Below are 23,893 nucleotides of genomic sequence, written 5' to 3' on the forward strand. Positions count from 1 at the left end.
CTCCCGCCGCGGTCAGCTCTCGCGGCCCGAGTCGCGGCGCTTGAGCCAGCGCTCGAACTCACGGGCGATGGCCTCTCCCGACGCCTCGGGCAGGTCGGCCGTGTCCTTGGCCTCCTCGAGCTGCTTGACGTACTCGGCGATCTCGGCGTCCTCGCCCGCCAGCTCGTCGACGCCGTGCTGCCACGCCTCGGCGTCGTCGGGCAGGTCGCGCAGCGGGACGGGCTCGCCGAGCAGCTCCTCGACGCGCGCCAGGATCGCCAGCGTCGCCTTGGGCGAGGGCGGGTTGGCGACGTAGTGCGGCACCGCGGCCCACAGCGAGACGGACTGCATGCCGCGCTCGGCCGCCTCGTGCTGGAGCACCCCGACGATGCCCGTCGGGCCCTCGTAGGTGTTGGGCTCGATGTCGGGCAGCACCGCGCGCAGGCCCTCGCTGTCGCTCGTGGCGGTCATCGGGATGGGGCGTGTGTGCGGCACGTCGGCGAGCAGGGCCCCGAGCGTGACGACGGTGCGCACATCGCGCTCGACGGCCTGGCCGAGCAGCTCGGCGCAGTAGCGCCGCCACCGCATCGACGGCTCGATGCCGTGCACCAGCACGACCGTGCGCCGGGGCAGCTCGGCGACCCAGAACGACGTCGTCGGCCAGGTGATCTGGCGCCTGCCGTCGGGACCGGGCGCCACCGTCGGCCGGTTGACCTGGAAGTCGTGGTACTCCTCGGGGTCCAGCTCGTGCACCTTGCGGGCGTCCCACACCTCGCCGAGGTGCGCCAGGGCCGCGGTCGCCGCGCCGCCGGCGTCGTTCCAGCCCTCGAAGGCGGCGAGAAGAACGGTGTTGCGCGCGGAGTGGCGGCCCGCAGGCTCGATCTCGGGCGAGGTCATTCGCCCAGCCTAGGGCGTTAGGCTCGACGCCGTCGCCGTCACGTCGAGCCTGGAGTCAGCCCTGAGCGCACTACCCGCCGCCGTCCTGTGGGACATGGACGGCACCCTCGTGGACACCGAGCCGTACTGGATCGCCGCGGAGCACGCGCTGGTCGACGCCCACGGCGGGCAGTGGTCGCACGAGCAGGCGCTGCAGCTCGTCGGCAACTCGCTGCTCGCCTCGGCGCGCATCCTCCAGGACGCGGGCGTGCGTCTGGAGGCCGAGGCGATCGTCGACTGGCTGCTCGACCGCGTCGTGGACGACGTGCGGCGGCACACACCATGGCAGCCGGGCGCGCGTGAGCTGCTCGCCGCGCTCGCCGAGGCGGGCGTGCCGTGCGCGCTCGTGACGATGTCCTACCGGCGGTTGGCGAACGTGGTCGCCGAGCAGACGGCCGGGGCGCTGAGGGTCGTGGTGGCGGGTGACGACGTGAGGCTCGGCAAGCCGCACCCTGAGTCCTACCTCACGGCCGCCGAGTTGCTGGGCGTGCCGATCGAGCGCTGCGTGGCCATCGAGGACTCACCCACGGGCATCGCCTCGGCGTCCGCCTCGGGCGCCCGCGTGCTCGGCGTCGAGGCCATGGTGCCCGTGCCCCGCGCGCCGGGGCTCAGCCGCGCGACGTCGCTGCGGGCCGTCGGGCTGCGCGAGGTCGCCCGGATCCACGCGGGGGCCGTGCTCGACCTCGGCTGACGCTCAGACGTCGACGCCGAGGCGCTGACGGGCCAGCGCCGGGTCGAACTCAGGCGGCGTCCCGCCGAACTGTGGGCACACCGCCTGGTGCGCGCACCACCCGCACAGCGCGGAGCGGCGCGGGCGGAAGTCGCCCGCCCCCGCCGCCTGCTCGATCGCGGCCCACAACGCTCGCACCTTGCGCTCGGTCACCTCGAGCTCGCTCGGGCGAGGCTGGGCGCGCAGCACCTGGCCGTCGCCCAGGTAGACGAGCTGGAGCATCGCGGGCAACACGCCCCGCTCGCGCCACAGCACCAGCCCGTAGAAGCGCATCTGGAACAGCGCCGAGGCCTCATACCCGGCGCGCGGCGAGCGGCCCGTCTTGTAGTCGACGACACGCAGCGCGCCGTCGGGCGCCACGTCGAGCCGGTCGACGATGCCGCGCAGGAGCGGGCCGCCGTCGGCGAGCTGGTGCTCGACGCGCAGCTCGCGCGCCTGCGGCTCCAGGCGGTTGGGGTCCTCCAGGGTGAAGTAGGTCCCCAGCAGGCGCCCGGCGCCGTCGAGCCACTGCTCGACGCCCGCGGCGTCGTCCGGCGCGAACAGCTGCGTGTAACGCGGCTCGGCCTCGCGCAGCCGCTCCCATTCGCGCGGCAGCAGCGCGAGCGCCGCCTCGCGGGTGCGCTGGCCCAGGGGCGCGTCGTAGAGCCGCTCCAGCACCGCGTGCACCAGGGTGCCGCGGGCGGCGGCCGACGACGGCGGCTCGGGCAGGCGGTCGACGACCCGGTAGCGGAACAGCAGCGGGCACTGCATGAAGTCGCCCGCGCGCGACGGCGAGAGCGCCGGGGGGCGCGGGGGAGCCTGCGGTGCTGACGTCACGCGGCCAGCGTAGGGCGCGGCGCCCACACGGGGGCCCGGCCGTCCCAGGCGGCGCCGTTAGGCTGCGCGAATGCCAACCCCTGCGACACGCACGCGCGGCTGGGTCATCGGGCGCGTCGCCGGCGCCCCGGTGATCGTGACCCCGTCCTGGTTCCTGGCCGCCGTGGTGCTCACGCTCGTGTTCGCCCCGACGGTGCGCAGTTTCGCGCCCAGGCTGTCCGACGGCGGTGTGGTGGTCGTGGCGTTCGCGTTCGTGCTGCTGCTGTTTGCGAGCGTGTTCTGCCACGAGGCGGCGCACGCGCTCGTCGCGCGCAGCCGTGGGCACCGGGTCACCGAGCTCGCGATGACGCTGTGGGGCGGGCACACGGCCTACACCGGCGCCCAACGCCGCCCGCTCGACGGCGCCCTGGTCGCGGTCGTTGGCCCCCTCACCAACCTGCTGCTCGCCGGGGTGTTCTGGGCGGCGTTCGGGGCGGCGCCCGCGGCCTCGGTCCCGGCGATGCTGCTGTACGCGGCGTTCTTCTCCAATGTCTTCGTCGGCCTGTTCAACCTGCTGCCGGGGCTTCCGCTCGATGGCGGGCAGTTGCTCGAGGCTCTGGTGTGGCGGGTGACGGGCTCGCGCATGCGCGGGACGGTCGCCGCGGGCTGGGTCGGTCGGGCCGTCGCCGTCGGCGTGCTCGCCTGGGCGCTGCTGTGGCCGGTGGCCCGTGGTCTCGCGCCCTCGGTGACCACCGTGATCTGGTCGGCGGTCGTCGGCGCGTTCCTCTGGTCGGGCGCGGGGGAGGCGATCACCACGGCGCGGCGCCGCGCGGTCGTCGACTCCATCGCCACGGCGAGCCTCGCGGGCCGCGCGGTCGTGGTGGCCACCGGGACGCGGTTGGGCGACGCGGCGCGCGCGGTGGCCGGCGTCCCGGACGCGGCCGTCGTCGTCACCGACGCGTGGGGCGCCCCGCTCGGGTGGGTCGACCCCGCCGCGGCGGCCGCGGTGCCGCCCGGAGCCGTGGGTGTGACGCCGGTCGACGCGGCCGTCGTGCCGTTCCCGCCCGGCTCAGCCGTCGACGACTCCCTCGGCGGCGCCGCGCTGCTCGAGCATCTGGCGGCGACGTCGGCGGGCGCCCGCATCGTGCCCGTCGTCAGGGGCGGGCGGGTGACCGGGGTGCTCGACGTCGCACGCGTGGCCGCGGCGGTGCGCGGACCGGCCCGGTAGGCTCGTCGGCCGTGACCTCCACTCCTGTCGGCGACCCCGCTCCCGAGCACGCCCCCGAGCCCACCGGCGCCGCGCTGCGCCGCGGCCGCCTGCGCGAGGGCGACAAGGTGCAGTTGACCGACCCGCGCGGTCGCATGCACACGATTCAGCTCAAGCCCGGTGGGACGTTCCACACCCACAAGGGCTTCTTCCGCCACGAGGAGCTCATCGGCCGGCCCGAGGGTTGGGTCGTCACCAACACCGCGGGGGTCGAGTACCTGGCGCTGCGGCCGCTGCTGAGCGACTACGTCCTGTCGATGCCGCGCGGCGCCGCGGTCGTCTACCCCAAGGACGCCGGACAGATCGTGCAGATGGCCGACATCTTCCCGGGCGCCGTGGTGGTCGAGGCGGGCGTCGGGTCGGGCGCGCTGACCATGTCGCTGCTGCGCGCTGTGGGTGACGGCGGCACGCTGCACTCGATCGAGCGCCGCGAGGACTTCGCGGCCGTCGCCCGCGGCAATGTCGAGGCGTTCTTCGGCGCCTCGCACCCCGCCTGGCGCCTGCACCTGGGCGACTTCGCCGACGTCGTCGGGCAGGTCGCGAGCCCGGGAGCCGTCGACCGCGTGGTGCTCGACATGCTCGCGCCCTGGGAGAACCTCGACGCCGCGGCTACCGCGCTCGTGCCCGGCGGCGTCTTCCTCGCCTACGTCGCCACGACGACGCAGCTGTCGCGTCTGGCGGAGGACCTGCGCGTCGACGGACGGTTCGCCGAGCCGGTCGCCTGGGAGTCGATGGTGCGCGGCTGGCACCTGGAGGGCCTCGCGGTGCGCCCGGAGCACCGCATGATCGGGCACACCGGCTTTCTGCTGACCGCACGCCGCCTGGCGGACGGCGTCGTCCCGCCCGAGCGCAAGCGTCGGCCCGCCAAGGGCAGCTACCCGGCCGCCGAGGCCGAGTGGACCGAGGAGGACCTGGGCGAGCGTCCGGTGTCCGACAAGAAGGTCCGCAAGGTCGTGCGCGTGCTCGGTCAGGAGCCCGGTCCGGCGTCCGGCTCGGGGACCGGCCCGCACACCGCCGCGGACGGTGAGCAGACCGGTGAGCAGTCCGCCATCTGAGAACCTGATTTCGGCGTCGGGCGAAACGCGCGGAATCTCCTACCCGGTCATCGGCGTTCCTGCGTAGGGTGCTGTCTCCGGGGGGTCGGTCCTCCCGGGCCTGCACGAGAGGGGACCAGCATGACCGAGAACCCCGGTGTCTCCCGCGACGCCCAGCTCGCCCTGCTCGCCGCCAAGAACGAGCGTCTGGCCGAGGCCCTGCGCGCCTCACGCGACCAGATCGTCGAGTTGCGCAAGCAGATCGACGAGCTCGCCAAACCCCCCGGCACCTACGCGACGTTCCTCGCCGCGCACGATGACGGCACGGTCGACATCTCCTCGGCCGGCCGCAAGATGCACGTGGGCGCCAGCCCCAGCCTCGACGTCACGGCCCTCGCGCCGGGCCAGGAGGTCAAGCTCAACGAGGCGATGACGGTGGTCGAGGCGGGCGGCTTCGAACGCGTCGGCGAACTCGTGACGGTCAAGGAGGTGCTCGACGACGAGCGGGTGCTCGTGGTCGGGCGCGCGGACGAGGAGCGCGTGGTGCGACTCGCCGGCCCTGTGCGCAACCGCCCGCTGCGGGTCGGCGACTCGCTGACGGTCGACGTGCGCTCGGGATTCGTGTTCGAGATCGTGCCCAAGTCCGAGGTCGAGGAGCTGGTCCTCGAAGAGGTCCCCAACATCAGCTACGAGGACATCGGCGGCCTGGGACGCCAGATCGAGGCGATCCGCGACGCCGTCGAGCTGCCCTTCGCCCACCCCGACCTGTTCCGCGAGCACGGCCTGCGCCCGCCCAAGGGCGTGCTGCTGTACGGACCGCCGGGCTGCGGCAAGACGCTCATCGCCAAGGCCGTCGCGGCCTCGCTCGCGACCATGGTCGCCGGCGGAGCGGACGACCCGAACGTGCGCTCGTACTTCCTCAACGTCAAGGGCCCCGAGCTGCTCAACAAGTACGTCGGCGAGACCGAGCGGCACATCCGGCTGATCTTCGCCCGCGCCCGCGAGAAGGCGTCCCAGGGGATGCCCGTCGTGGTGTTCTTCGACGAGATGGAGTCGCTGTTCCGCACGCGCGGCACGGGCCTGTCCTCCGACGTCGAGACCACGATCGTGCCCCAGCTGCTCGCCGAGATCGACGGCGTCGAGCGCCTCGACAACGTCATCGTCATCGGGGCCTCCAACCGCGAGGACATGATCGACCCCGCGATCCTGCGGCCCGGCCGCCTCGACGTGAAGATCAAGATCGAGCGGCCCGACGCCGAGGGCGCCCAGGAGATCTTCGGCAAGTACCTCACGCCCGATCTGCCGATCCACGCCGACGACCTCGCGGTGCACGGCGAGGACCGCGCCGAGGCCGTGGCGGCAATGATCCGCTCGGTCGTCGAGCGCATGTACGCCGAGGACGAGGAGAACCAGTTCCTTGAGGTCACCTACGCCTCGGGCGACAAGGAGATCTTGTACTTCAAGGACTTCAACTCGGGGGCGATGATCCAGAACGTCGTCGACCGCGCCAAGAAGATGGCCATCAAGGACTTCCTGGCGACGGGCCAGCGCGGCATCCGGGTCGACCACCTGCTGGGCGCCTGCGTCGACGAGTTTCGGGAGAACGAGGACCTGCCCAACACCACCAACCCCGACGACTGGGCGCGCATCAGCGGCAAGAAGGGCGAGCGGATCGTGTTCATCCGCTCGATCGTCCAGAAGAAGGGCGAGACCGGCACACCGCGCTCGATCGAACAGGTCACCAGCACGGGGCAGTACCTGTGACGCAGCCGTTCGACGACCACGGGACCCGGCGCACTCCGGTGCGCCGGGTCATGGGCGTCGAGACCGAGTACGGGGTGCTCGCCCCCGGGCGGCCCGCCGCGAACCCGATGCTGTTGTCGAGCCAAGTGGTCACGACCTACCGGGCGCTGGTGGCGCGCGCGGGCGCGCGGCCCGCGGCCCGCTGGGACTACGACGACGAGGACCCGCTCGCGGACGCGCGCGGGTTCCACCTCCACCGCGCCGCCGCCCACCCCTCACAGCTCACCGACGACCCGTCACGCCCCGCGCCCGCAGGCCCGTCCGGTCCGGCGCCGGGCGCCGCTGCGGCGCGCGCCGACGTCGACGAGGTCGACGACCCGTCGGCGGCCAACTGCATCCTGACCAACGGCGCGCGCCTCTACGTCGACCACGCGCACCCCGAGTACTCCTCACCCGAGGTCACCGGGCCGCGCGACGCCGTGCTGTGGGACGTGGCGGGTGAGCGCATCATGCTCGCGGCCGCGCGCGAGCTGGCCCTCGTGCCCGGTGAGGGCCAGGGCGTCACGCTCTACAAGAACAACGTCGACGGCAAGGGCGCGAGCTACGGCACGCACGAGAACTACCTCGTCGACCGCGCCCTGCCGTTCGGCCTGCTCGCCGAGCTCATCACCCCATTCCTGGTGACCCGCCAGGTCTTCGCGGGCTCGGGGCGTGTGGGGCTCGGGCCCACGGGGAGCCGGGCGGGCTTCCAGATGTCGCAGCGCGCCGACTACATCGAGGCCGAGGTCGGCCTGGAGACGACGCTGCGCCGGCCCATCGTCAACACGCGCGACGAGCCGCACGCCGACCGCGGCCGTTGGCGGCGGCTGCACCTCATCCTCGGCGACGCGAACCTGTTCGAGGTCGCGACCTACCTCAAGCTCGGCACGACCTCGCTGGTGCTGTGGGTGCTGGAACGCCTCGACGAGCTCGCGGCGGCCGGGGTGCCCGCACGGGCGGACCTGGCGGCGCTGCGGCTGGCCGATCCGGTCGCCGAGGTCCAGCGCGTCTCACGCGACCTCGACCTGGTGGCCAAGCTCGACCTGGCCGACGGGCGCACCATGACGGCGCTCGAGGTGCAGGAGGCCTATGCCGGCGTCGTCTCGCGCGCGCTGCGGGCGATCGGGCCCGAACCCGACGCCGACGAGGCGACGTACGCGGTGCTCGACCGGTGGCGGTCAGTGCTGGCGCGCCTGGACGCCGATCCGGGCTCGTGCGCGCGCGAGGTCGAGTGGGTCGCCAAACGGCGGCTGCTGGAGGGGCTGCGCCGGCGCGACGGGTTGGAGTGGGATCATCCGCGGCTGCGCGCGCTCGACCTGCAGTGGTCGGACGTGCGACCCGAGCGCAGCGTCTACCACCGGCTGCTCGGTGCGGGCGCCGTCGAGCGCCTGGTCGACGAGCGCGCCGTGGCCGACGCGGTGCACCATCCGCCGTCCGACACCCGCGCGTACTTCCGCGGCGAGGTCATGGCGCGCTACACCGACCAGATCGCGGCGGCGAGCTGGGACTCGGTGATCTTCGACGTCCCGGGCGCCGCGGCGCTCCAACGCGTGCCCATGCTGGACCCGCTGCGTGGCACGCGGACCCACATCGGCGCGCTGCTGGACGCGAGCGCCGACGCGGCGAGCCTGCTGCGGGGCCTACGCGGCGACGGTTCGGCATAGGGTGACGGTGGAGCACGACCCGGGAGAGGGAGGCAGTGATGGCAGGTCAGGAACGCATCAACCCCCAGCACGAGGACGGCACGCCCGACGACGACGGCGCTGACGTCCCTGTCCCGGCCGCGCCCGCGGCGCAGGACCGCGACGCGGAGGTGGACGCGCTGCTCGACGAGATCGACGAGGTGTTGGAGTCCAACGCCGAGCAGTTCGTGCGCGGCTTCGTCCAGAAGGGCGGTCAGTGAGGGACGCCGGACGGCTCGGGGACGCGTTCCTGCGCCCCGGGTCGTCGTCGTTCCTCGACTTCCTCGGCGAGCACGCGCCCGGGCTGCTGCCCTCGCCCGGCGCGGCCCTCGACGGCGCCGGGCTCGCCCCGCACGCCACCACGATCGTCGCGCTGGTGTTCGACGGCGGCGTGGTGATGGCGGGCGACCGCCGCGCGACCGCGGGCACGATGATCGCCAGCCGTGAGATCGAGAAGGTGTTCCCGGCCGACGAGTACTCCGCGATCGGCATCTCGGGCTCGGCGGGCGTCGGCGTCGACCTGGCCAAGCTGTTCCAATTGGAGTTGGAGCACTACGAGAAGATCGAGGGCTCGCTGCTCTCGCTCGACGGCAAGGCGAACCGGCTCGCGACGCTGCTGCGCGCGAACCTGCCGCTCGCCCTGCAGGGCTTCGTCGTCGTCCCGCTGTTCGCGGGCTACGACCTGGACCGCGGCATCGGGCGCATCTTCTCCTACGACCCGACCGGGGGGCGCTACGAGGAGCACGAGCACCACGGCACGGGCTCGGGCTCGGTCTTCGCCCGCGGCGCGCTCAAGAAGCTGTGGCAGCCGGGGATGAGCGCCGACGACGCCGTGCGCGTCGCCGTCGAGTCGCTCTACGACGCCGCCGACGACGACTCGGCGACAGGCGGGCCGGATCCGGTCCGGCGCATCTGGCCGGTCGTCGCGACGGTGACGGCCGACGGCTACCGGCGTGTTCCGGACGCCGAGTTGGAGTCCGTGGTCGCGGCGCTCGTCGCGGCCCGCAGCGAGCGGGGCAGACGCGCATGACCGCGCCTGTCATCGGCGCACGAGAGTCTCAGGGGGCACACGCATGACCATGCCGTTCTACGTCTCGCCCGAGCAGCTCATGAAGGACCGGGCGGACTTCGCGCGCAAGGGCATCGCGCGCGGCCGCTCCGTCGTCGTGCTGGCCTACGACGGCGGGATCCTGTTCGCGACCGAGAACCCCTCGCGCGCGCTGCACAAGATCTCGGAGATCTACGACCGCATCGCGTTCGCCGCGGTGGGCAAGTACAACGAGTTCGAGAACCTGCGGGTGGCGGGGGTGCGCTACGCCGACCTGCGGGGGTACTCCTACGATCGCAAGGACGTCACGGCCCGCGGCCTGGCCAACGCCTACGCGCAGACGCTCGGCACGGTCTTCACGACCGAGTCGAAGCCGCTCGAGGTCGAGCTGGTGGTGGCCGAGGTCGGGCAGGACCCCGACGGCGACCAGGTCTACCGCCTGTCCTACGACGGCTCGGTCGCCGACGAGCGCGGCCACGTGGTCATGGGCGGCCAGGCCGAGCAGCTCGGCGCGCGGCTCGCCGAGGGCTGGAGCGCCGGGCTCGCGCTCGGCGACGCGCTGCGGCTGGCGACCGCGACGCTCGGGGCGGTGGGCGCCGACGGGGCGCTGGCGGCCGCCGGGAGCGAGCGGGCGATCGAGCCGGCGCAGCTTGAGGTGGCCGTGCTCGAGCGCGCGCGGCCCCGGCGGGCGTTCCGCCGTCTTCAGGGCGCGGCGCTTGCCGCGGCGCTCGACCAGGCGGCCGACTGATGGACCGGCGCATCTTCGGGCTGGAGACCGAGTACGGCGTCACGTGCGCGGCGCCCGACGGGCGCGGGCTGTCGGCCGACGAGGTCGCGCGCTACCTGTTCCGCAAGGTGGTCGCCTGGGGCCGGTCCTCCAACGTGTTCCTGCGCAACGGCTCACGGCTCTACCTCGATGTGGGCTCGCACCCCGAGTACGCGACCGCCGAGTGCGACGACGTGCGCCAGCTGGTCACCTACGACAAGGGCGGCGAGCGCATCCTCGAGGGCCTGGTCGCCGACGCGCAGCAGCGCCTGCGGCACGAGGGCCTGCCCGGCGTCGTGCACCTGTTCAAGAACAACACCGACTCGGCGGGCAACTCCTACGGCTGCCATGAGAACTACCTGGTGCGCCGCCAGGGCGACTTCTCGCGCCTGAGCGAGATCCTGGTCCCCTTCCTCATCACCCGCCAGGCGCTCGTGGGCGCAGGCAAGGTGCTGGCGACCCCGCGCGGCGCGGTGTACTGCCTGTCGCAGCGCGCCGACCACATCTGGGAGGCGGTCTCGTCGGCGACGACACGCAGCCGGCCCATCATCAACACCCGCGACGAGCCGCACGCCGACGCCGAGTACTTCCGGCGTCTGCACGTCATCGTGGGCGACTCGTCGATGGCCGAGCCGACGACGATGCTCAAGGTCGGCTCGACCGACCTGGTGCTGCGGCTGGTCGAGGCGGGCGTCCTCATGCGCGACCTGACGCTGGAGAGCCCGATCCGCGCCATCCGCGAGATCAGCCACGACCGCACGGGCAAGCACCCGGTGCAGCTCGCCGACGGACGCACGATCAGCGCGATCGACATCCAGGCCGAGTACTTCCGCAGGGCGCGCGAGTACGTCGACGCCCACCTGGACCCGTCACCGACCACCAAGGCGGTGCTCGACCTGTGGGAGCGCGGGCTGCGCGCGCTGGAGTCGGGCGACCTGAGGCTGGTCGAGCGCGAGCTCGACTGGGTCATCAAGCTGCGCCTGATCGAGCGCTACCAGGCCAAGCACGGACTCTCGCTCGACGATCCGCGCATCGCCCGGCTCGACCTGGCCTACCACGACATCTCGCGCACCGAGGGCCTGTACAACCTGCTGGCGGCGCGCGGGCTCGTCGAGCGTGTGACGACCGACCTGGAGATCTTCGAGTCCACGGCCGTGCCGCCGCCTACGACCCGGGCACGGCTGCGGGGGGAGTTCGTGCGCGCCGCGCAGGAGGCGCGTCGCGACTACACGGTCGACTGGGTGCACCTCAAGCTCAACGACCAGGCGCAGCGCACGGTGCTGTGCAAAGACCCGTTCCGGTCGGTCGACGAGCGTGTCGACCGCCTCATCGAGTCGATGTGACCGCGCGGCAGTGAGGGTCAGCGAGCCTGGGACGACGAGCCGGGTGTGGTTCACTCGACCGCGTGCTGTGTCCAGACGCCGCTAAGCCCGCCCGTGCTCGCATCGTCCTGGCCGTGGCGACGGTCGCGGCGCTCCTCGTCGTCGGGGGCTGCGGCGGCGTCGGCGACGCCGTCCCGACCGCGTCGAGCGCGCAGACGAGTGTCGAGGTCACGGGTGGTGCGGGGCAAGAGCCGTCGCTGCGCTACGACAAGCCGCTGACGATCACCGAGCCCGGCTCGCGTGTCGTGTGGCCCGGCACGGGCGACGCGCTGCGCGAGGGCGGTCCGGTCATGCTCAACCTCTACGCCGAGGACGGGCGCGACGGCACAGTCGTGCAGACCACGTTCGTCGACGCCCCGGCGTGGCACACCATGAGCGTCGACTCGCTCGGCGAGAACCTCCACCAAGCGCTCCTGGGCCAGCGCGTCGGCGCGCGCCTGCTGTATCAGGAGCAGCAGGGCGACGTCCCGCTCGTGCTCGTCGTCGACGTCCTGCCCACACGCGCCTCGGGCACGCCGGTCGAGCCGGCCGCGGGTCTGCCGACCGTGACGCTCGACGCCGATGGCGCGCCCACGGTGACCGTGCCGGCGGGCGTCGCGCCGCCGTCCGACCTCGTGGTGCAGCCGCTCCTGCGGGGCGACGGCCCTCAGGTCGAGGCGGGCGAGGTCGTCACGGTGCGGTTCACGGGGGTGCGGTGGGACGACGGGACGGTGTTCGGCGCCACCTGGGACAAGCCCGACGGACCTGAGGCGGTCCAGTCGATCATGATCGGGATCGGGCAGGTCATCGACGGTTGGGACGAGGGCCTCATCGAGCAGACGGTCGGCTCCCAGGTCCTGCTCGTGGTGCCTCCGGCGCTCGGTTACGGTGGGACGTCCGATCCGCTCGCCGACCAGACCCTGGTCTACGTCGTCGACATCCTCGACGCCCACGTCCAGGTCAACGGCGAGGGCACTGAAGAAGGAGCCCCGTGACCGTCTCCGTCCGTGTCATCCCCTGCCTCGACGTCGACGCCGGGCGCGTCGTCAAGGGTGTGAACTTCCAGGGCCTGCGCGACGCCGGCGACCCCGTCGAGCTCGCCGGGCGATACGACGCCGAGGGCGCCGACGAGCTGACGTTCCTCGACGTCTCGGCCTCCTCGGGCGGCCGCGAGACGATGGTCGACGTCGTGCGGCGCACGGCCGAGCAGGTCTTCGTGCCGCTGACCGTCGGCGGGGGAGTGCGCAGCGTCGACGACGTCGACCGGCTGCTGCGCGCGGGCGCCGACAAGGTCGGGGTCAACACCGCGGCGATCGCGCGCCCCGAGCTGGTCGCCGAGATCGCCGAGCGGTTCGGCTCGCAGGTGCTTGTGCTGTCGGTCGACGCGCGGCGCGTGACGCCGGCCGACCGCGCCGCCGGGGTCACCACCGGCTCGGGCTACGAGGTCACCACGCACGGCGGACGGCGCGGCACCGGCATCGACGCCGTCGAGTGGGCCGAACGCGCCGCGGGCCTGGGCGCGGGCGAGATCCTGCTCAACTCCATGGACGCCGACGGCACCAAGGACGGGTTCGACCTGGAGATGCTCGCGGCGGTGCGCGAACGCGTCCAGGTGCCGCTCATCGCCTCGGGCGGGGCGGGCAAGCCCGAGGACTTCGTCGCGGCCGCGCAGGCCGGCGCCGACGCCGTGCTGGCCGCGAGCGTGTTCCACTTCGGCCAGCTCACGGTGGGGCAGGTCAAGGACGCCATGCGCGCCGCGGGCCTCGAGGTGCGCTGACGCCCGTGGCCGACCGCTCCGTCGCGCTCTCCGGGTCGCGGCTGCGCCGCTCGCTGCAGCTCATCGCGCGCGGCATGGCCACCTCGCCGCGCACCTACACGCTCGCCGTCCTCGCCTCCGCGCTGTTCGGCGCGGCCACCGTGGGCGTCAGCCGCGCGGTGGGCTGGGCGACCGACGCCGTCGTGGTGCCCGCCATCGCCGGCGACACGGACGCGCGCGGGCGGATCTGGCAGGCCGGACTGGTGCTCGTCGTCGCCGCGATCACGCTCACGGCCGGCGTGTGGGGCCGGCGCGTGTGGGCCGGCTGGGGCTATGTCGACGTCGGCGCCACACACCGCCGCCGCCTGTCGGCCGCCTACCTGCGCCTGCCGCTGTCGTGGCACCGCTCGCATCCGGCCGGCCAGCTGCTGGCGCACGCGAGCGCCGACGTCGAGGCGGCCACCGGCGTGTTCAACCCGCTGCCGTTCGCGCTCGGCGTCGTGGTGATGATCGTCGTGGCCACGGTCATGCTGCTGCTCATCGACCCGTGGCTCGCCGCCGCGGCGCTCGTGGTCATTCCGCTGACCCTCGTCGCGAACCTGGTGTTCCAGCGCTATATGACGCCCGCGGTCATGCGCGCCCAGCGGCTGCGCGCCGAGGTCGCCGACGTCGCGCACGAGTCCTTCGAGGCCGCGCTCCTGGTCAAGTCGCTCGGCGCCGCCGACCGCGAGGAGGCCCGGTTCGCCGAGCGGGCCGACACGCTGCGCGCCGCCAACGCGCGCGTCGGCGCGGTGCGCGCGATGTTCGACCCCGTCATCGACCTGCTGCCGAGCCTCGGCACGCTGTTGGTGCTCGGGGTGGGCGCGTGGCGCGCCGCGCACGGCGCGGTCGGCGCCGGCGACGTCGTGTCCGCGGGCTACCTGCTGACCGTCATGTCGGTGCCGGTGCGCGCCTTCGGATGGGTGCTGGGAGAGCTGCCGCGCAGCCTCGTGGGGTACGAGCGCATCGCCGCCGTCGTGGCCCGGCCCGAGACGCTCGCGCCCGGTCGCGCCGGGTTGCCGCGTGCCGAGCGCGGTCTGTCAGTGCGGCTCGAGGGCGTCGGGCTTGACGTGTCGACGCCGGCGGGCGGTGAGGTCACGCTGCTCGACGACGTCACCCTCGACGTCGCGCCGGGCGCCACGGTCGCCGTGGTGGGTGTGACGGGCGCGGGCAAGACGACGCTGGTCTCGCTGCTGGCCCGGCTCTCGGACGCGACGCGCGGGCGGGTGCTGCTCGACGGCGTCGACGTGCGCGATCTGGCCGACGGCGAGCTGCCCGCACAGGTGGCGCTCGTCGCGCAGGCCACGTTCGTCTTCGAGGACACCGTGCGCGGCAACGTCACGCTCGCCGAGCCCGGCGAGTCGCCGCACACCGACGAGGAGGTCTGGCGGGCGCTGCGCCTCGCGCGGCTCGACGATGTCGTGGCCGCGTTGCCCGCCGGCCTCGACGCCCCGCTCGGCGAGCGCGGCGCGAACCTCTCGGGCGGGCAGCGCCAGCGCCTGGCCATCGCCCGCGCGCTCGTGCGCCGCCCACGCCTGCTCGTGCTCGACGACGCCACCAGCGCCGTCGACCCGCGCGTCGAGCAGGAGATCCTGCGCGGGCTGTCAGGCGCCGCCGGGTCGGGAGGGGGCGCCACCGTGGTCATGGTGGCCTACCGCATGTCCTCGGTCGCGCTCGCCGACGCCGTCGTGCACCTCGACGCCGGGCGCGTCGTCGACGTCGGCACGCATGCGCAACTGCTCGCGCGTGACCCGGGATACCGCGAGATCGCGACCGCCTACGAGACCGAGGCGCGCCGGCGCGCCACGGCCGCCGCCGACGCCGTCGAGCACGGCCTGGCGCGCGAGGAGTCGGCGTGAGCGCCCGCATCGAGTCCACCTCGGGCCTCGGGGTTCTGGCGACGTTGCGCCGCGGCGCGCAGATCAGCCCGCAGATCGTCGAGGGCCTCGGCTGGACGCTCCTGCTGGCCGTGCTCGCGGCCGGCGGGCGCGTGGTGGTGCCGCTCGCCGTCCAGGCCACGATCGACGACGGCATCCTCGCCGAGGGCGGGCCCGACGGCGGCCGGGTGGCCGCGCTCCTGGGCCTGGCCGCACTGGCGCTGCTGGTCGCCGGATGCTGCGCCGCGCTCGTCAACATCCGCCTCGTGCGGCGCACCGAGGCCGGGCTGGCGGCGCTGCGCGTGCGCGCGTTCCGGCACGTGCACGACCTGGCGACGCTCACACAGAGCACCGAGCGGCGCGGCTCGCTCGTCTCGCGCGTGACCAGCGACGTCGACACCATCTCGCTGTTCGTGCAGTGGGGCGGCATCATGCTGCTCGTCTCGACACTGCAGATCGCCGTCGCGACCGCCCTCATGCTCACGTTCTCCTGGCAGCTCACGCTGGTCGTGTGGGCGTGCTTCGTCCCGCTCTTCCTCGTGCTGCGCTTCGGGCAGCGCCAGGTCAACGCCCGGTTCACGCGGGTGCGCGAGCGTGTGGGGGCGATGCTCGGCGCGATCTCCGAGGCCGTCGTCGGCGCCGAGACGGTGCGCGCCTACGGCGTCGGCGCGCGCACCGAGCGGCGCATCGAGGACGCGATCGAGACCACCCGCCTCGCGCAGGGGCGCGCCCAGCGGCTCGTGGCCACGACGTTCTCCAGCGGCACGCTCATGTCCACGCTGGCGCTCGCGGCCGTGGTGGTCGTGGGCGCGCGCCTGGGCGTCGACGGCGAGCTGACCGCGGGCCAGGTGGTCGCGTTCCTCTTCCTCGTCCAGCTGTTCACCGGGCCCGTCCAGATGGCCACCGAGATCCTCAACGAGCTGCAGAACGCCGTCGCCGGCTGGCGGCGCGTGCTGGCCGTCATCGGGACGCCCGTCGAGGTGGGCGAGGCGCCCGACGCGGTCGCCTCGCCGCGCGGCCCCGCACACGTCGAACTGCGCGGCGTGCGCTTCGCCTACCCGGACGGCCCCGAGGTGCTGCACGGCGTCGACCTCGACCTGCCCGCGCGCGCCAAGGTCGCCGTCGTCGGGCAGACCGGGTCGGGCAAGACCACGGTCGCCAAGCTGGTCGCGCGCCTCATGGACCCGACCGCGGGCGCCGTGCTGCTCGACGGCGTCGACCTGCGCGACCTGACGCTCGCGTCGCTGCGCGAGCGCGTGGTGCTGGTGCCGCAGGAGGGATTCCTGTTCGACGGGACGGTGCTCGACAACGCCGCCTACGGTCTGCGCACCGCGCGCACCGCGTCGGTCGAGCCGCCCTCGTCGGTCGAGCCCGTCGAGACCACGCCCGCCGTCGAGGCCCGCGTGCTGGCGGCCTTCGACGCCCTCGGACTGACCGACTGGCTGACCGACCTGCCGCAGGGCGTGCGCACGCCCGTCGGCCAGCGCGGTGAGGCGCTCAGCGCGGGGGAGCGGCAGCTCGTGGCCATCGCGCGCGCCTACCTCGCCCAGCCAGACCTGCTGCTGCTCGACGAGGCGACGTCCGCGGTCGACCCCGCCACCGAGGTGCGCATCGCCCGCGCGCTCGACTCGCTCACGGCGGGGCGCTCGACCCTGACGATCGCACATCGCCTCTCGACCGCCGAGGCCAGCGACCTCGTCGTCGTGGTCGACGCGGGCCACATCGTCGAGGTGGGGACGCACGCCGCGCTGGCCGCGGCGGGCGGCGTGTACGCGCGCATGCACGCCGCGTGGGTGGCCCAGACGCGCTGAGGCCCGCGCCGCACTGTGCCGCGCCGCACTGTGCCGTGCCGTGCCGCAACGCACTGGGCCGCACCGCGCTGGGTCGCGCGGTGAGACGGCGTCGGGAGGCGCCGCCCCGGCGTGGAAAGATGAGTCTGTGCCTGACACTCACGACACGGCCTGCGACGTCCTCGACGCGGCGGTCGCAGGCCGCCTCAAGCGCGACGAGCATGGGCTGGTCGCCGCCATCGTCCAGCAGCACGACACCGGCGAGGTGCTGATGCTCGGCTGGATGGACGACGAGGCGCTGCGCCGCACGCTCACGACCGGTCGCGTGACCTTCTGGTCGCGCTCGCGGAGTGAGTACTGGCGCAAGGGCGACACGTCGGGCCACCGCCAGTACGTCAAGTCCGTCGCGATCGACTGCGACGGGGACGCGCTGCTGGTCCGAGTCGACCAGGTGGGCGCCGCGTGCCACACCGGCGCCCGCACCTGCTTCGAGGCGGGCGGACCGCTGCCCGCCGTCGTCGGACGCCGCGAGGACGACGAGGCCGACGCGCCCGCCGCCGCGGGCGGGGCGGTGGGCGCGTGACGGCGCTGACCGCGGCGCCCGCGTGGGGCGAGACCTGGCCGACGCTCGACGGCTTCCGCGAGCTGGCGGCCATGCGCCGGCGCGTGATCCCAGTCGTGCGCCGCGTGCTGGCCGACGACGCGACGCCCGTGGGCCTGTACCGCTCGCTGGCGCACGGACGGCCCGGCTCGTTCATCCTGGAGTCCGCCGAGTCCTCGGGCGCGTGGTCCCGCTGGTCGTTCGTGGGCGTCGCCTCGCGCGCGCAACTCGTCTCGGACGGCGGCCAGGCGCGGTGGACCGGTGACGTGCCCGCGGGCATCCCGACGTCGGGCGACGTCGTGGACGTGCTCGAGCGGACGCTCGACACGCTCGCGACCGAGCCGGTCGCGGGACTGCCGCCCTTCACCGGCGGCATGGCGGGCGCGCTGGGGTGGGACATCGTGCGGCACTGGGAGCCCACGCTGCCCGCCACCGCGCCCGACGAGCTCGGCGCGCCCGAGCTCGCACTGTGCCTGGCCACCGACCTGCTCGCCGTCGACCACCACACCGGGGCGGTGTGGCTCGTGGCCAACGCCATCAACATGGATGCGACCGACGAGCGGGTCGACGAGGCGTACGCCGACGCGATCGCGCGCCTCGACGCGCTCGAGGCGCGGCTGGCCGCCCCCGGGCCGCGCGTGGCCACCGTGCTCGACCCCGACGCCAAGGAGCCCGAGCTGGAGTTCCGCTCGACGCGTGCGCAGTTCGAGGCCGCCGTCGAGGCGGGCAAGGCGGCGGTGCGCGACGGCGAGGTCTTCCAGGTGGTGCTCTCGCAGCGTCTCGACCTGGACTGCCCGGCCGACCCGCTCGACGTCTACCGGGCGCTGCGGACCATCAACCCGAGCCCCTACATGTACTACTTCCACCTCACCGACGTGCGCGGCCGCGACTTCCAGGTGGTGGGGTCGAGCCCCGAGACACTGGTCAAGGTCGACGCGGGGCACGTGACCACCTACCCGATCGCCGGCTCACGCCCCCGCGGCGCCACGGTCGAGGAGGACGTCGCGCTCGGCGAGGAGCTGCTGGCCGACCCCAAGGAGCTGGCCGAGCACGTCATGCTCGTCGACCTCTCGCGCAACGACCTCGTCAAGGTCTGCGAGCCGACGTCGGTCGAGGTCGTCGAGTTCATGCGGCTGCGCCGGTTCAGCCACATCATGCACCTGTGCTCGACCGTCGTGGGGCGGCTGCGTCCGGGGCGCACCGCGGTCGAGACCTTCAAGGCGGCCTTCCCGGCGGGCACGCTGTCCGGGGCGCCCAAGCCGCGCGCGATCGCCCTGATCGACGAGCTCGAGCCCACCTCGCGCGGCGTCTACGGAGGCACGGTCGGCTACTTCGACTTCGGCGGCAACCTCGACATGGCGATCGCGATCCGCACGGCCCTCGTGCGTGACGGGCGCGCGTCGGTGCAGGCGGGCGCCGGGATCGTGGCCGACTCCCAGCCCGCGCGCGAGTACGCCGAGTCACGCGACAAGGCCGCCGCCGCCGTGCGCGCCGTGCAACTGGCCGCCCGGTTCCGCCCGGTGGGCCGCACATGAGCCTCACGCGCGCTCGCGCCGTCGTGCTCGTCGTCGCGCTCGGCGCGCTCGCGCTCGCGGCGGCCGGTCCCGCCTGGGTGCGGGCCGAGACGACGACGGCGCTCGACCCGCACGTCGCGGTGGCCGTCAGCGGCGGTGACGCCGCGCCCGCGGTCAACGCCGCCGGACTGGTGCTGGTCGCGGCCGGACTCGCCCTGGCGCTCGGCGGTCGACTCGCGCGCGCCATCGTGCTCGCGGTGGTCGCCGCCGCGGGCGTCCTGGTCGCCTGGTCGGCCGTCGCGGTCGCCGTGAGCCCGCAGGAGGCCGCCACGGCGGGCGCCGTGGCGGTGGCGGGCGTCACCGACCTGACCGCCCCCGCGAGCGTGACCGCCTGGCCGTGGCTGTGCGCCGCGGTCGGAGCGCTCGCGGTCGCGGCCGCGGCGGGCGTCGGCGTCGCCGCGCGCCGCTGGCCGTCGTCGTCGGCGCGGCACGAGCGCACCGGGGCGAGCGCGCCAGGACGCGCCGACGCTCCCGAGGCCGCCGCCGCGGCCGACGCCCAGGTCGACCCGCATGACGCCTGGGACACCTTGACCCGCGGGGCGGATCCGACCGCCCCGGCAGACCGCTAGGCTGGCACCTGCCGAGCCGCACCATCATGAGAGGCACCATCACCGCCATGGCCGAGAACACCAACGCCGAGAACCTCTACCTGCCGGACGCGGCCCCGTTCCACAACGAGGGCAAGACCGTCGCCGCGTGGGTCGCGATGATCGGCGTGACGCTCGGCGCGATCATCGCCTCGGCCGGATTCCTGGCCCCGACCACCTGGGTCATCGTCGCCGGCGCCGTGGTCATCGTCGCCTCGCTCGTCGCGGGCGCGGTGCTGCGCGCGATGGGCCACGGCCAGCCGCTCGCGACCTCGCGGGAGCCCCGCGCATGACGGTCCTGGAGGGCATCGTCGCGGGCGTGCGCGAGGACCTCGCCGTCCGGCAGGCGGCCACGAGCCTCGACGTGCTCAAGGAGCGCGCGTCGCGCGCGCCGGGCGCCCTCGAGGTGGTCAGCCGGCTGCACCAGCAGGACTCCATCGCGGTCATCGCCGAGGTCAAGCGCTCAAGCCCGTCCAAGGGCGAGCTCGCCACCATCACCGACCCGGCCGCGCTCGCGGCCGAGTACGCGACGGGCGGCGCCAGCGTCATCTCGGTGCTCACCGAGGAGCGCCGCTTCGGAGGCAGCCTCGCCGACCTCGACGCGGTGCGCGCCAACGTCGACGTGCCGGTGCTGCGCAAGGACTTCGTCGTCACGCCGTACCAGGTGTGGGAGGCACGGGCGCACGGGGCGGACCTCGTGCTGCTCATCGTCGCGGCTCTGGAGCAGACGGTGCTGGAGTCGCTCGTCGAGCGGGTGCACTCGCTCGGCATGACGGCGCTGGTCGAGGCCCACACGGCCGATGAGGTCAAGCGCGCGCTCGACGCGGGCGCCCGGCTCGTGGGCGTCAACGCCCGCGACCTCAAGACGCTCTCGGTCGACCGCTCGGTCTTCGCCCGCCTGGCGCCGCTCATCCCCGACGACGTGGTCCGCGTGGCCGAGTCCGGCGTGCGCGGTCCGCACGACGTCATGGACTACGCCCGCGCCGGAGCGCACGCCGTCCTGGTGGGCGAGGCGCTCGTCACCGGCGCCGCGCCGCGCCGCTCGGTCGCCGACCTCGTGGCGGCGGGCCAGCACCCGTCGCTGTGGTCGGTGCGTCCGGCCGCGCAGTCCTGACCACCGAGCCGAGGAGACCCCTTCCGTGTCGCACGACCCCGCGAGCGACTCGGCGCACTCTGTGAGTGACGCCCTGTCCGGCACACTCGCCCACCAGGTGCTCGGTCGCCTGTCCGAGCAGCCCGGCCCGTACTTCGGCGAGTTCGGCGGCCGGTTCGTGCCCGAGGCGCTCATCGCGGCGCTCGACGAGCTTGAGACCGAGTACCGCAAGGCCATCGACGACCCCGCGTTCCGCGACGAGCTCGCCCGCCTGCACCGTGAGTACGTCGGACGCCCGTCGCCGCTGACCGAGGTGTCGCGCTTCGCGCAGCACTGCGGCGGCGAGGCCGGCAACCGGGTGTTCCTCAAGCGCGAGGACCTCAACCACACCGGCTCGCACAAGATCAACAACGTGCTCGGCCAGGCGTTGCTGGTCAAGCGCATGGGCAAGACGCGCGTGATCGCCGAGACCGGCGCGGGCCAGCACGGTGTGGCCACCGCGACGGCGGCCGCGCTGCTCGACCTCGAGTGCGTCGTGTACATGGGCGAGGAGGACACGCGCCGTCAGGCGCTCAACGTGGCCCGCATGCGGCTGCTCGGCGCCACGGTGGTCCCGGTCCAGATCGGCTCGCGCACGCTCAAGGACGCCATCAACGAGGCGCTGCGCGACTGGGTCGCCAATGTCGAGACCACGCACTACCTGCTCGGCACCGTGACGGGCCCGCACCCCTTCCCCGAGATGGTGCGCGAGTTCCACCGCGTCATCGGCCAGGAGGCGCGCGCGCAGATCCTCGAGCGCACGGGCCGCCTGCCCGACGCCGTGGCCGCGTGCGTGGGCGGCGGCTCCAACGCGCTGGGCATCTTCAACGCGTTCCTCGACGACCCCGATGTCGCGCTGTACGGGTTCGAGGCCGGCGGCGAGGGCGTCGACTCCGGTCGGCACGCCGCGCGGTTCAGCGGCGGCGCCCCGGGCGTGCTGCACGGCGCGCGCTCCTACCTGCTGCAGGACGACGACGGCCAGACCCTGCCGAGCCATTCGGTCTCCGCGGGCCTGGACTACCCGAGCGTCGGCCCGGCGCACTCGTGGCTGCACGACCTGGGCCGCGCGACCTACCGGCCCGTGACCGACACCGAGGCCATGGACGCCTTCCGCGTGCTGTGCCGCACGGAGGGCATCATCCCGGCGATCGAGTCGGCGCACGCCCTCGCGGGCGCCATCCAGGTCGGCACGGAGTTGGCCGCAGCGGGCGCGCGGGACCAGATCATCGTGGTCAATCTGTCCGGCCGCGGGGACAAGGACGTGGCGACCGCCGCCCGGTGGTTCGGCCTGCTCGACGACGAGGCCGCGGGCGCCAGCCTGTCGGGCCCGGAGGGGGATCAGTGAGCACCATCGTGGCCTCGCAGACGGCCGCACGGCTCGACGCGACCGCGGCCCAGGGGCGGCCCGCACTGGTGGGCTACCTGCCGGTGGGCTTCCCCACGGTCGATCGCTCGGTCGAAGCGGCCACGGCGCTGGTCGACGCGGGCGCCGACATCGTCGAGCTGGGCGTGCCCTACACCGACCCGGTCATGGACGGCCCCGTGATCCAACGGGCCGCGGAGACCGCGCTGGCGGCAGGCGCCCACGTGCGCGACGTGCTGAGCGTCGTCGAGCGGCTGCGCGCGCACGCGCCGGCCGTGCCCGTCCTGGTGATGACCTACTGGAACCCGGTGTTGCGCTACGGCGTCGACGCCTTCGCGCGTGACCTCGCCGCGGTGGGGGGAGCCGGGCTCATCACGCCCGACCTCATCCCCGACGAGGGCGCCGACTGGCTCGCCGCGTCCGACGCGCACAGACTCGACCGGGTGTTCCTGGTCGCGCCGAGCTCGACTCCCGAGCGGCTGCGCCTGACGGCGAACGCCTCGCGCGGCTTCGTCTACGCCGCCTCGACCATGGGCGTCACAGGGGCGCGAGCCCAGGTGGGCGACCGCGCCGAGCAACTGGTGGCCGACACGAGGGCCGCGGGCGCCGCGCACGTGTGCGTCGGTCTCGGCGTCTCGACGGGTGACCAGGCGGCCCAGGTCGGCGCCTACGCCGACGGCGTCATCGTCGGCTCCGCCTTCGTCAAGGCGCTCCAGGGCGCGGGCTCCTGGGCCGAGCGCCTCGACGCGCTGCAGACCACGACGGCCGAGCTCGCCGCGGGCGTCGCCCGCGCCCGGAAGGACGCCTGATGCTCACGCTTCCCCTCGCCGCGGCGCCGCTGGCGGCGCTGCCCGGATCGCTCGTCGCCTCGATCCCCAGCCCGCCGCAGGGCGTCTGGCACCTCGGGGCGTTCCCCGTGCGCGCCTACGCGCTCGCGATCCTGGCGGGCATCGTCTTGGCCGTGTGGGTGGCGACGCGTCGCCTGACGACCAGGACGGCCGGCGGCACGTTCGACGACGTGTTGGAGATCACGTTCTGGGCGGTGCCGTTCGGCATCGTCGGCGGGCGGATCTACCACGTCATCACGACGCCGGGGCCGTACTTCGGCGAGGGCGGCGACCCGATCCGGGCGCTGTTCATCTGGGAGGGGGGCCTGGGCATCTGGGGCGCCATCGCGCTCGGCGGCCTCGGCGCGTGGATCGGCGCGCGGCGCCAGAACATCCGCCTGCCCGTGTTCGCGGACGCGCTCGCCCCCGGCCTGCTCGTCGCGCAGGCCGTCGGACGCCTGGGCAACTGGTTCAACCAGGAGCTGTACGGGCGGCCCACCGACCTGCCGTGGGGGCTGCGGATCGACCCGGCGCACCTGGTCGTCGACCCGGCCACGGGAGCGCGCTTCGCCGAGGGCACGCTGTTCCATCCGACGTTCCTGTACGAGCTGGTGTGGAACCTCGCGGTGGCGGCCGTCCTGATCTGGCTCGACCGTCGCCTTCGGCTCGGTCATGGGCGCGTATTCTGGGCTTATGTCGCCCTGTACACGCTGGGGCGTGTCTGGATCGAGGCCTTGCGCATCGACACCGCCCATCACCTGAATATCCTCGGAACGGACGTCCGCCTCAACGTCATCACGTCGGTGGTGGTCTTCCTGGGCGGCGTCGCGGGCTTCGTCCTCGTCGGACGTCGACACCCTGGACGCGAAGCCGACGCGCGGCGCGTGATCCCCGTAGGCGACGCCGACGAACAGATGACGCCAGACGACCCCTTGGCTGGCGCAGAGCGTTCGTGAATTAGACTGCA

At 74.0% G+C, this 23,893-nt stretch carries 23 protein-coding genes; 21 read left to right on the forward strand and 2 right to left on the reverse strand.

Features of this window, described 5'->3' with window-relative positions; all coding sequences use genetic code 11:
* Positions 1 to 12: 12 nt before the first annotated feature.
* Complete coding sequence (locus EV386_RS04075) at positions 13 to 876, reverse strand: PAC2 family protein (protein ID WP_130412574.1); 864 nt, start codon at positions 874 to 876, stop codon at positions 13 to 15.
* Positions 877 to 937: 61 nt separating this feature from the next.
* On the opposite strand from EV386_RS04075, the gene EV386_RS04080 reads away from it, so the two are divergent.
* Positions 938 to 1,606 carry an HAD family hydrolase gene (locus EV386_RS04080; RefSeq protein ID WP_341272831.1) on the forward strand — a complete coding sequence of 223 codons (669 nt, stop codon included), beginning with the start codon at positions 938 to 940 and terminating at the stop codon, positions 1,604 to 1,606.
* A 3-nt stretch (positions 1,607 to 1,609) separates the two neighbouring features.
* Here EV386_RS04080 and EV386_RS04085 read toward each other — a convergent pair whose 3' ends face one another.
* Positions 1,610 to 2,461: a RecB family exonuclease gene (locus EV386_RS04085; protein ID WP_278025413.1), complete on the reverse strand. Its 852-nt coding sequence runs from the start codon at positions 2,459 to 2,461 to the stop codon at positions 1,610 to 1,612.
* 70 nt (positions 2,462 to 2,531) lie between these two features.
* Between EV386_RS04085 and EV386_RS04090 the strand changes: the two genes are divergently transcribed.
* The 20 genes from EV386_RS04090 to lgt all read left to right on the forward strand — a co-directional run bounded on the left by EV386_RS04090 (position 2,532) and on the right by lgt (position 23,882).
* A complete protein-coding gene (locus EV386_RS04090) occupies positions 2,532 to 3,668 on the forward strand; it encodes a site-2 protease family protein (protein ID WP_130412578.1) in 1,137 nt (378 codons plus the stop codon).
* Between the two features lie 11 nt (positions 3,669 to 3,679).
* Entirely contained in the window at positions 3,680 to 4,762 is a 1,083-nt protein-coding gene (locus tag EV386_RS04095; protein ID WP_130412579.1) for a tRNA (adenine-N1)-methyltransferase, read from the forward strand.
* A gap of 120 nt (positions 4,763 to 4,882) precedes the next feature.
* Positions 4,883 to 6,505 (forward strand): proteasome ATPase, encoded by a 1,623-nt coding sequence (gene arc, locus EV386_RS04100; protein WP_130412581.1) that lies wholly within the window; start codon positions 4,883 to 4,885, stop codon positions 6,503 to 6,505.
* A gap of 50 nt (positions 6,506 to 6,555) precedes the next feature.
* Positions 6,556 to 8,187 carry a depupylase/deamidase Dop gene (gene dop / locus EV386_RS04105; protein ID WP_130416758.1) on the forward strand — a complete coding sequence of 544 codons (1,632 nt, stop codon included), beginning with the start codon at positions 6,556 to 6,558 and terminating at the stop codon, positions 8,185 to 8,187.
* A gap of 38 nt (positions 8,188 to 8,225) precedes the next feature.
* Entirely contained in the window at positions 8,226 to 8,426 is a 201-nt protein-coding gene (locus EV386_RS04110) for a ubiquitin-like protein Pup (protein WP_130412583.1), read from the forward strand.
* The gene (prcB, locus tag EV386_RS04115; RefSeq protein ID WP_130412585.1) at positions 8,423 to 9,235 is read left to right on the forward strand and encodes a proteasome subunit beta; all 813 of its coding nucleotides are present in this window, start codon (positions 8,423 to 8,425) and stop codon (positions 9,233 to 9,235) included. Before EV386_RS04110 ends, prcB begins: the two co-directional genes overlap by 4 nt.
* 43 nt (positions 9,236 to 9,278) lie before the next feature.
* Positions 9,279 to 10,001 (forward strand): proteasome subunit alpha, encoded by a 723-nt coding sequence (prcA, locus tag EV386_RS04120; RefSeq protein WP_130412587.1) that lies wholly within the window; start codon positions 9,279 to 9,281, stop codon positions 9,999 to 10,001.
* On the forward strand, positions 10,001 to 11,362 hold the full coding sequence (gene pafA / locus EV386_RS04125; protein ID WP_130412589.1) for a Pup--protein ligase: 1,362 nt from the start codon (positions 10,001 to 10,003) through the stop codon (positions 11,360 to 11,362). The genes prcA and pafA overlap by 1 nt, the downstream gene beginning before the upstream one ends.
* A 113-nt stretch (positions 11,363 to 11,475) precedes the next feature.
* A complete protein-coding gene (locus tag EV386_RS04130; protein WP_165399835.1) occupies positions 11,476 to 12,375 on the forward strand; it encodes an FKBP-type peptidyl-prolyl cis-trans isomerase in 900 nt (299 codons plus the stop codon).
* Entirely contained in the window at positions 12,372 to 13,157 is a 786-nt protein-coding gene (gene hisF / locus EV386_RS04135) for an imidazole glycerol phosphate synthase subunit HisF (protein ID WP_130412591.1), read from the forward strand. Before EV386_RS04130 ends, hisF begins: the two co-directional genes overlap by 4 nt.
* Positions 13,158 to 13,231: 74 nt before the next feature.
* Complete coding sequence (locus EV386_RS04140; protein ID WP_423218993.1) at positions 13,232 to 15,034, forward strand: ABC transporter ATP-binding protein; 1,803 nt, start codon at positions 13,232 to 13,234, stop codon at positions 15,032 to 15,034.
* The gene (locus EV386_RS04145; RefSeq protein WP_130412595.1) at positions 15,031 to 16,863 is read left to right on the forward strand and encodes an ABC transporter ATP-binding protein; all 1,833 of its coding nucleotides are present in this window, start codon (positions 15,031 to 15,033) and stop codon (positions 16,861 to 16,863) included. Before EV386_RS04140 ends, EV386_RS04145 begins: the two co-directional genes overlap by 4 nt.
* 127 nt (positions 16,864 to 16,990) lie before the next feature.
* On the forward strand, positions 16,991 to 17,425 hold the full coding sequence (gene hisI, locus EV386_RS04150; protein ID WP_130412597.1) for a phosphoribosyl-AMP cyclohydrolase: 435 nt from the start codon (positions 16,991 to 16,993) through the stop codon (positions 17,423 to 17,425).
* Entirely contained in the window at positions 17,422 to 18,978 is a 1,557-nt protein-coding gene (locus EV386_RS04155) for an anthranilate synthase component I (protein WP_130412599.1), read from the forward strand. The genes hisI and EV386_RS04155 overlap by 4 nt, the downstream gene beginning before the upstream one ends.
* Entirely contained in the window at positions 18,975 to 19,586 is a 612-nt protein-coding gene (locus EV386_RS04160; protein WP_130412601.1) for a Trp biosynthesis-associated membrane protein, read from the forward strand. The genes EV386_RS04155 and EV386_RS04160 overlap by 4 nt, the downstream gene beginning before the upstream one ends.
* A gap of 47 nt (positions 19,587 to 19,633) precedes the next feature.
* Positions 19,634 to 19,897 carry an HGxxPAAW family protein gene (locus EV386_RS04165; protein WP_130412603.1) on the forward strand — a complete coding sequence of 88 codons (264 nt, stop codon included), beginning with the start codon at positions 19,634 to 19,636 and terminating at the stop codon, positions 19,895 to 19,897.
* On the forward strand, positions 19,894 to 20,718 hold the full coding sequence (gene trpC, locus EV386_RS04170; RefSeq protein ID WP_130412605.1) for an indole-3-glycerol phosphate synthase TrpC: 825 nt from the start codon (positions 19,894 to 19,896) through the stop codon (positions 20,716 to 20,718). Before EV386_RS04165 ends, trpC begins: the two co-directional genes overlap by 4 nt.
* A 61-nt stretch (positions 20,719 to 20,779) precedes the next feature.
* Entirely contained in the window at positions 20,780 to 22,081 is a 1,302-nt protein-coding gene (gene trpB, locus EV386_RS04175) for a tryptophan synthase subunit beta (RefSeq protein ID WP_423218955.1), read from the forward strand.
* Complete coding sequence (trpA, locus tag EV386_RS04180; RefSeq protein ID WP_130412606.1) at positions 22,078 to 22,908, forward strand: tryptophan synthase subunit alpha; 831 nt, start codon at positions 22,078 to 22,080, stop codon at positions 22,906 to 22,908. The genes trpB and trpA overlap by 4 nt, the downstream gene beginning before the upstream one ends.
* Positions 22,908 to 23,882: a prolipoprotein diacylglyceryl transferase gene (gene lgt, locus EV386_RS04185; protein ID WP_130412608.1), complete on the forward strand. Its 975-nt coding sequence runs from the start codon at positions 22,908 to 22,910 to the stop codon at positions 23,880 to 23,882. Before trpA ends, lgt begins: the two co-directional genes overlap by 1 nt.
* Positions 23,883 to 23,893: the final 11 nt, after the last annotated feature.

This window comes from Xylanimonas ulmi (assembly GCF_004216535.1).
Lineage (GTDB): Bacteria > Actinomycetota > Actinomycetes > Actinomycetales > Cellulomonadaceae > Xylanimonas > Xylanimonas ulmi.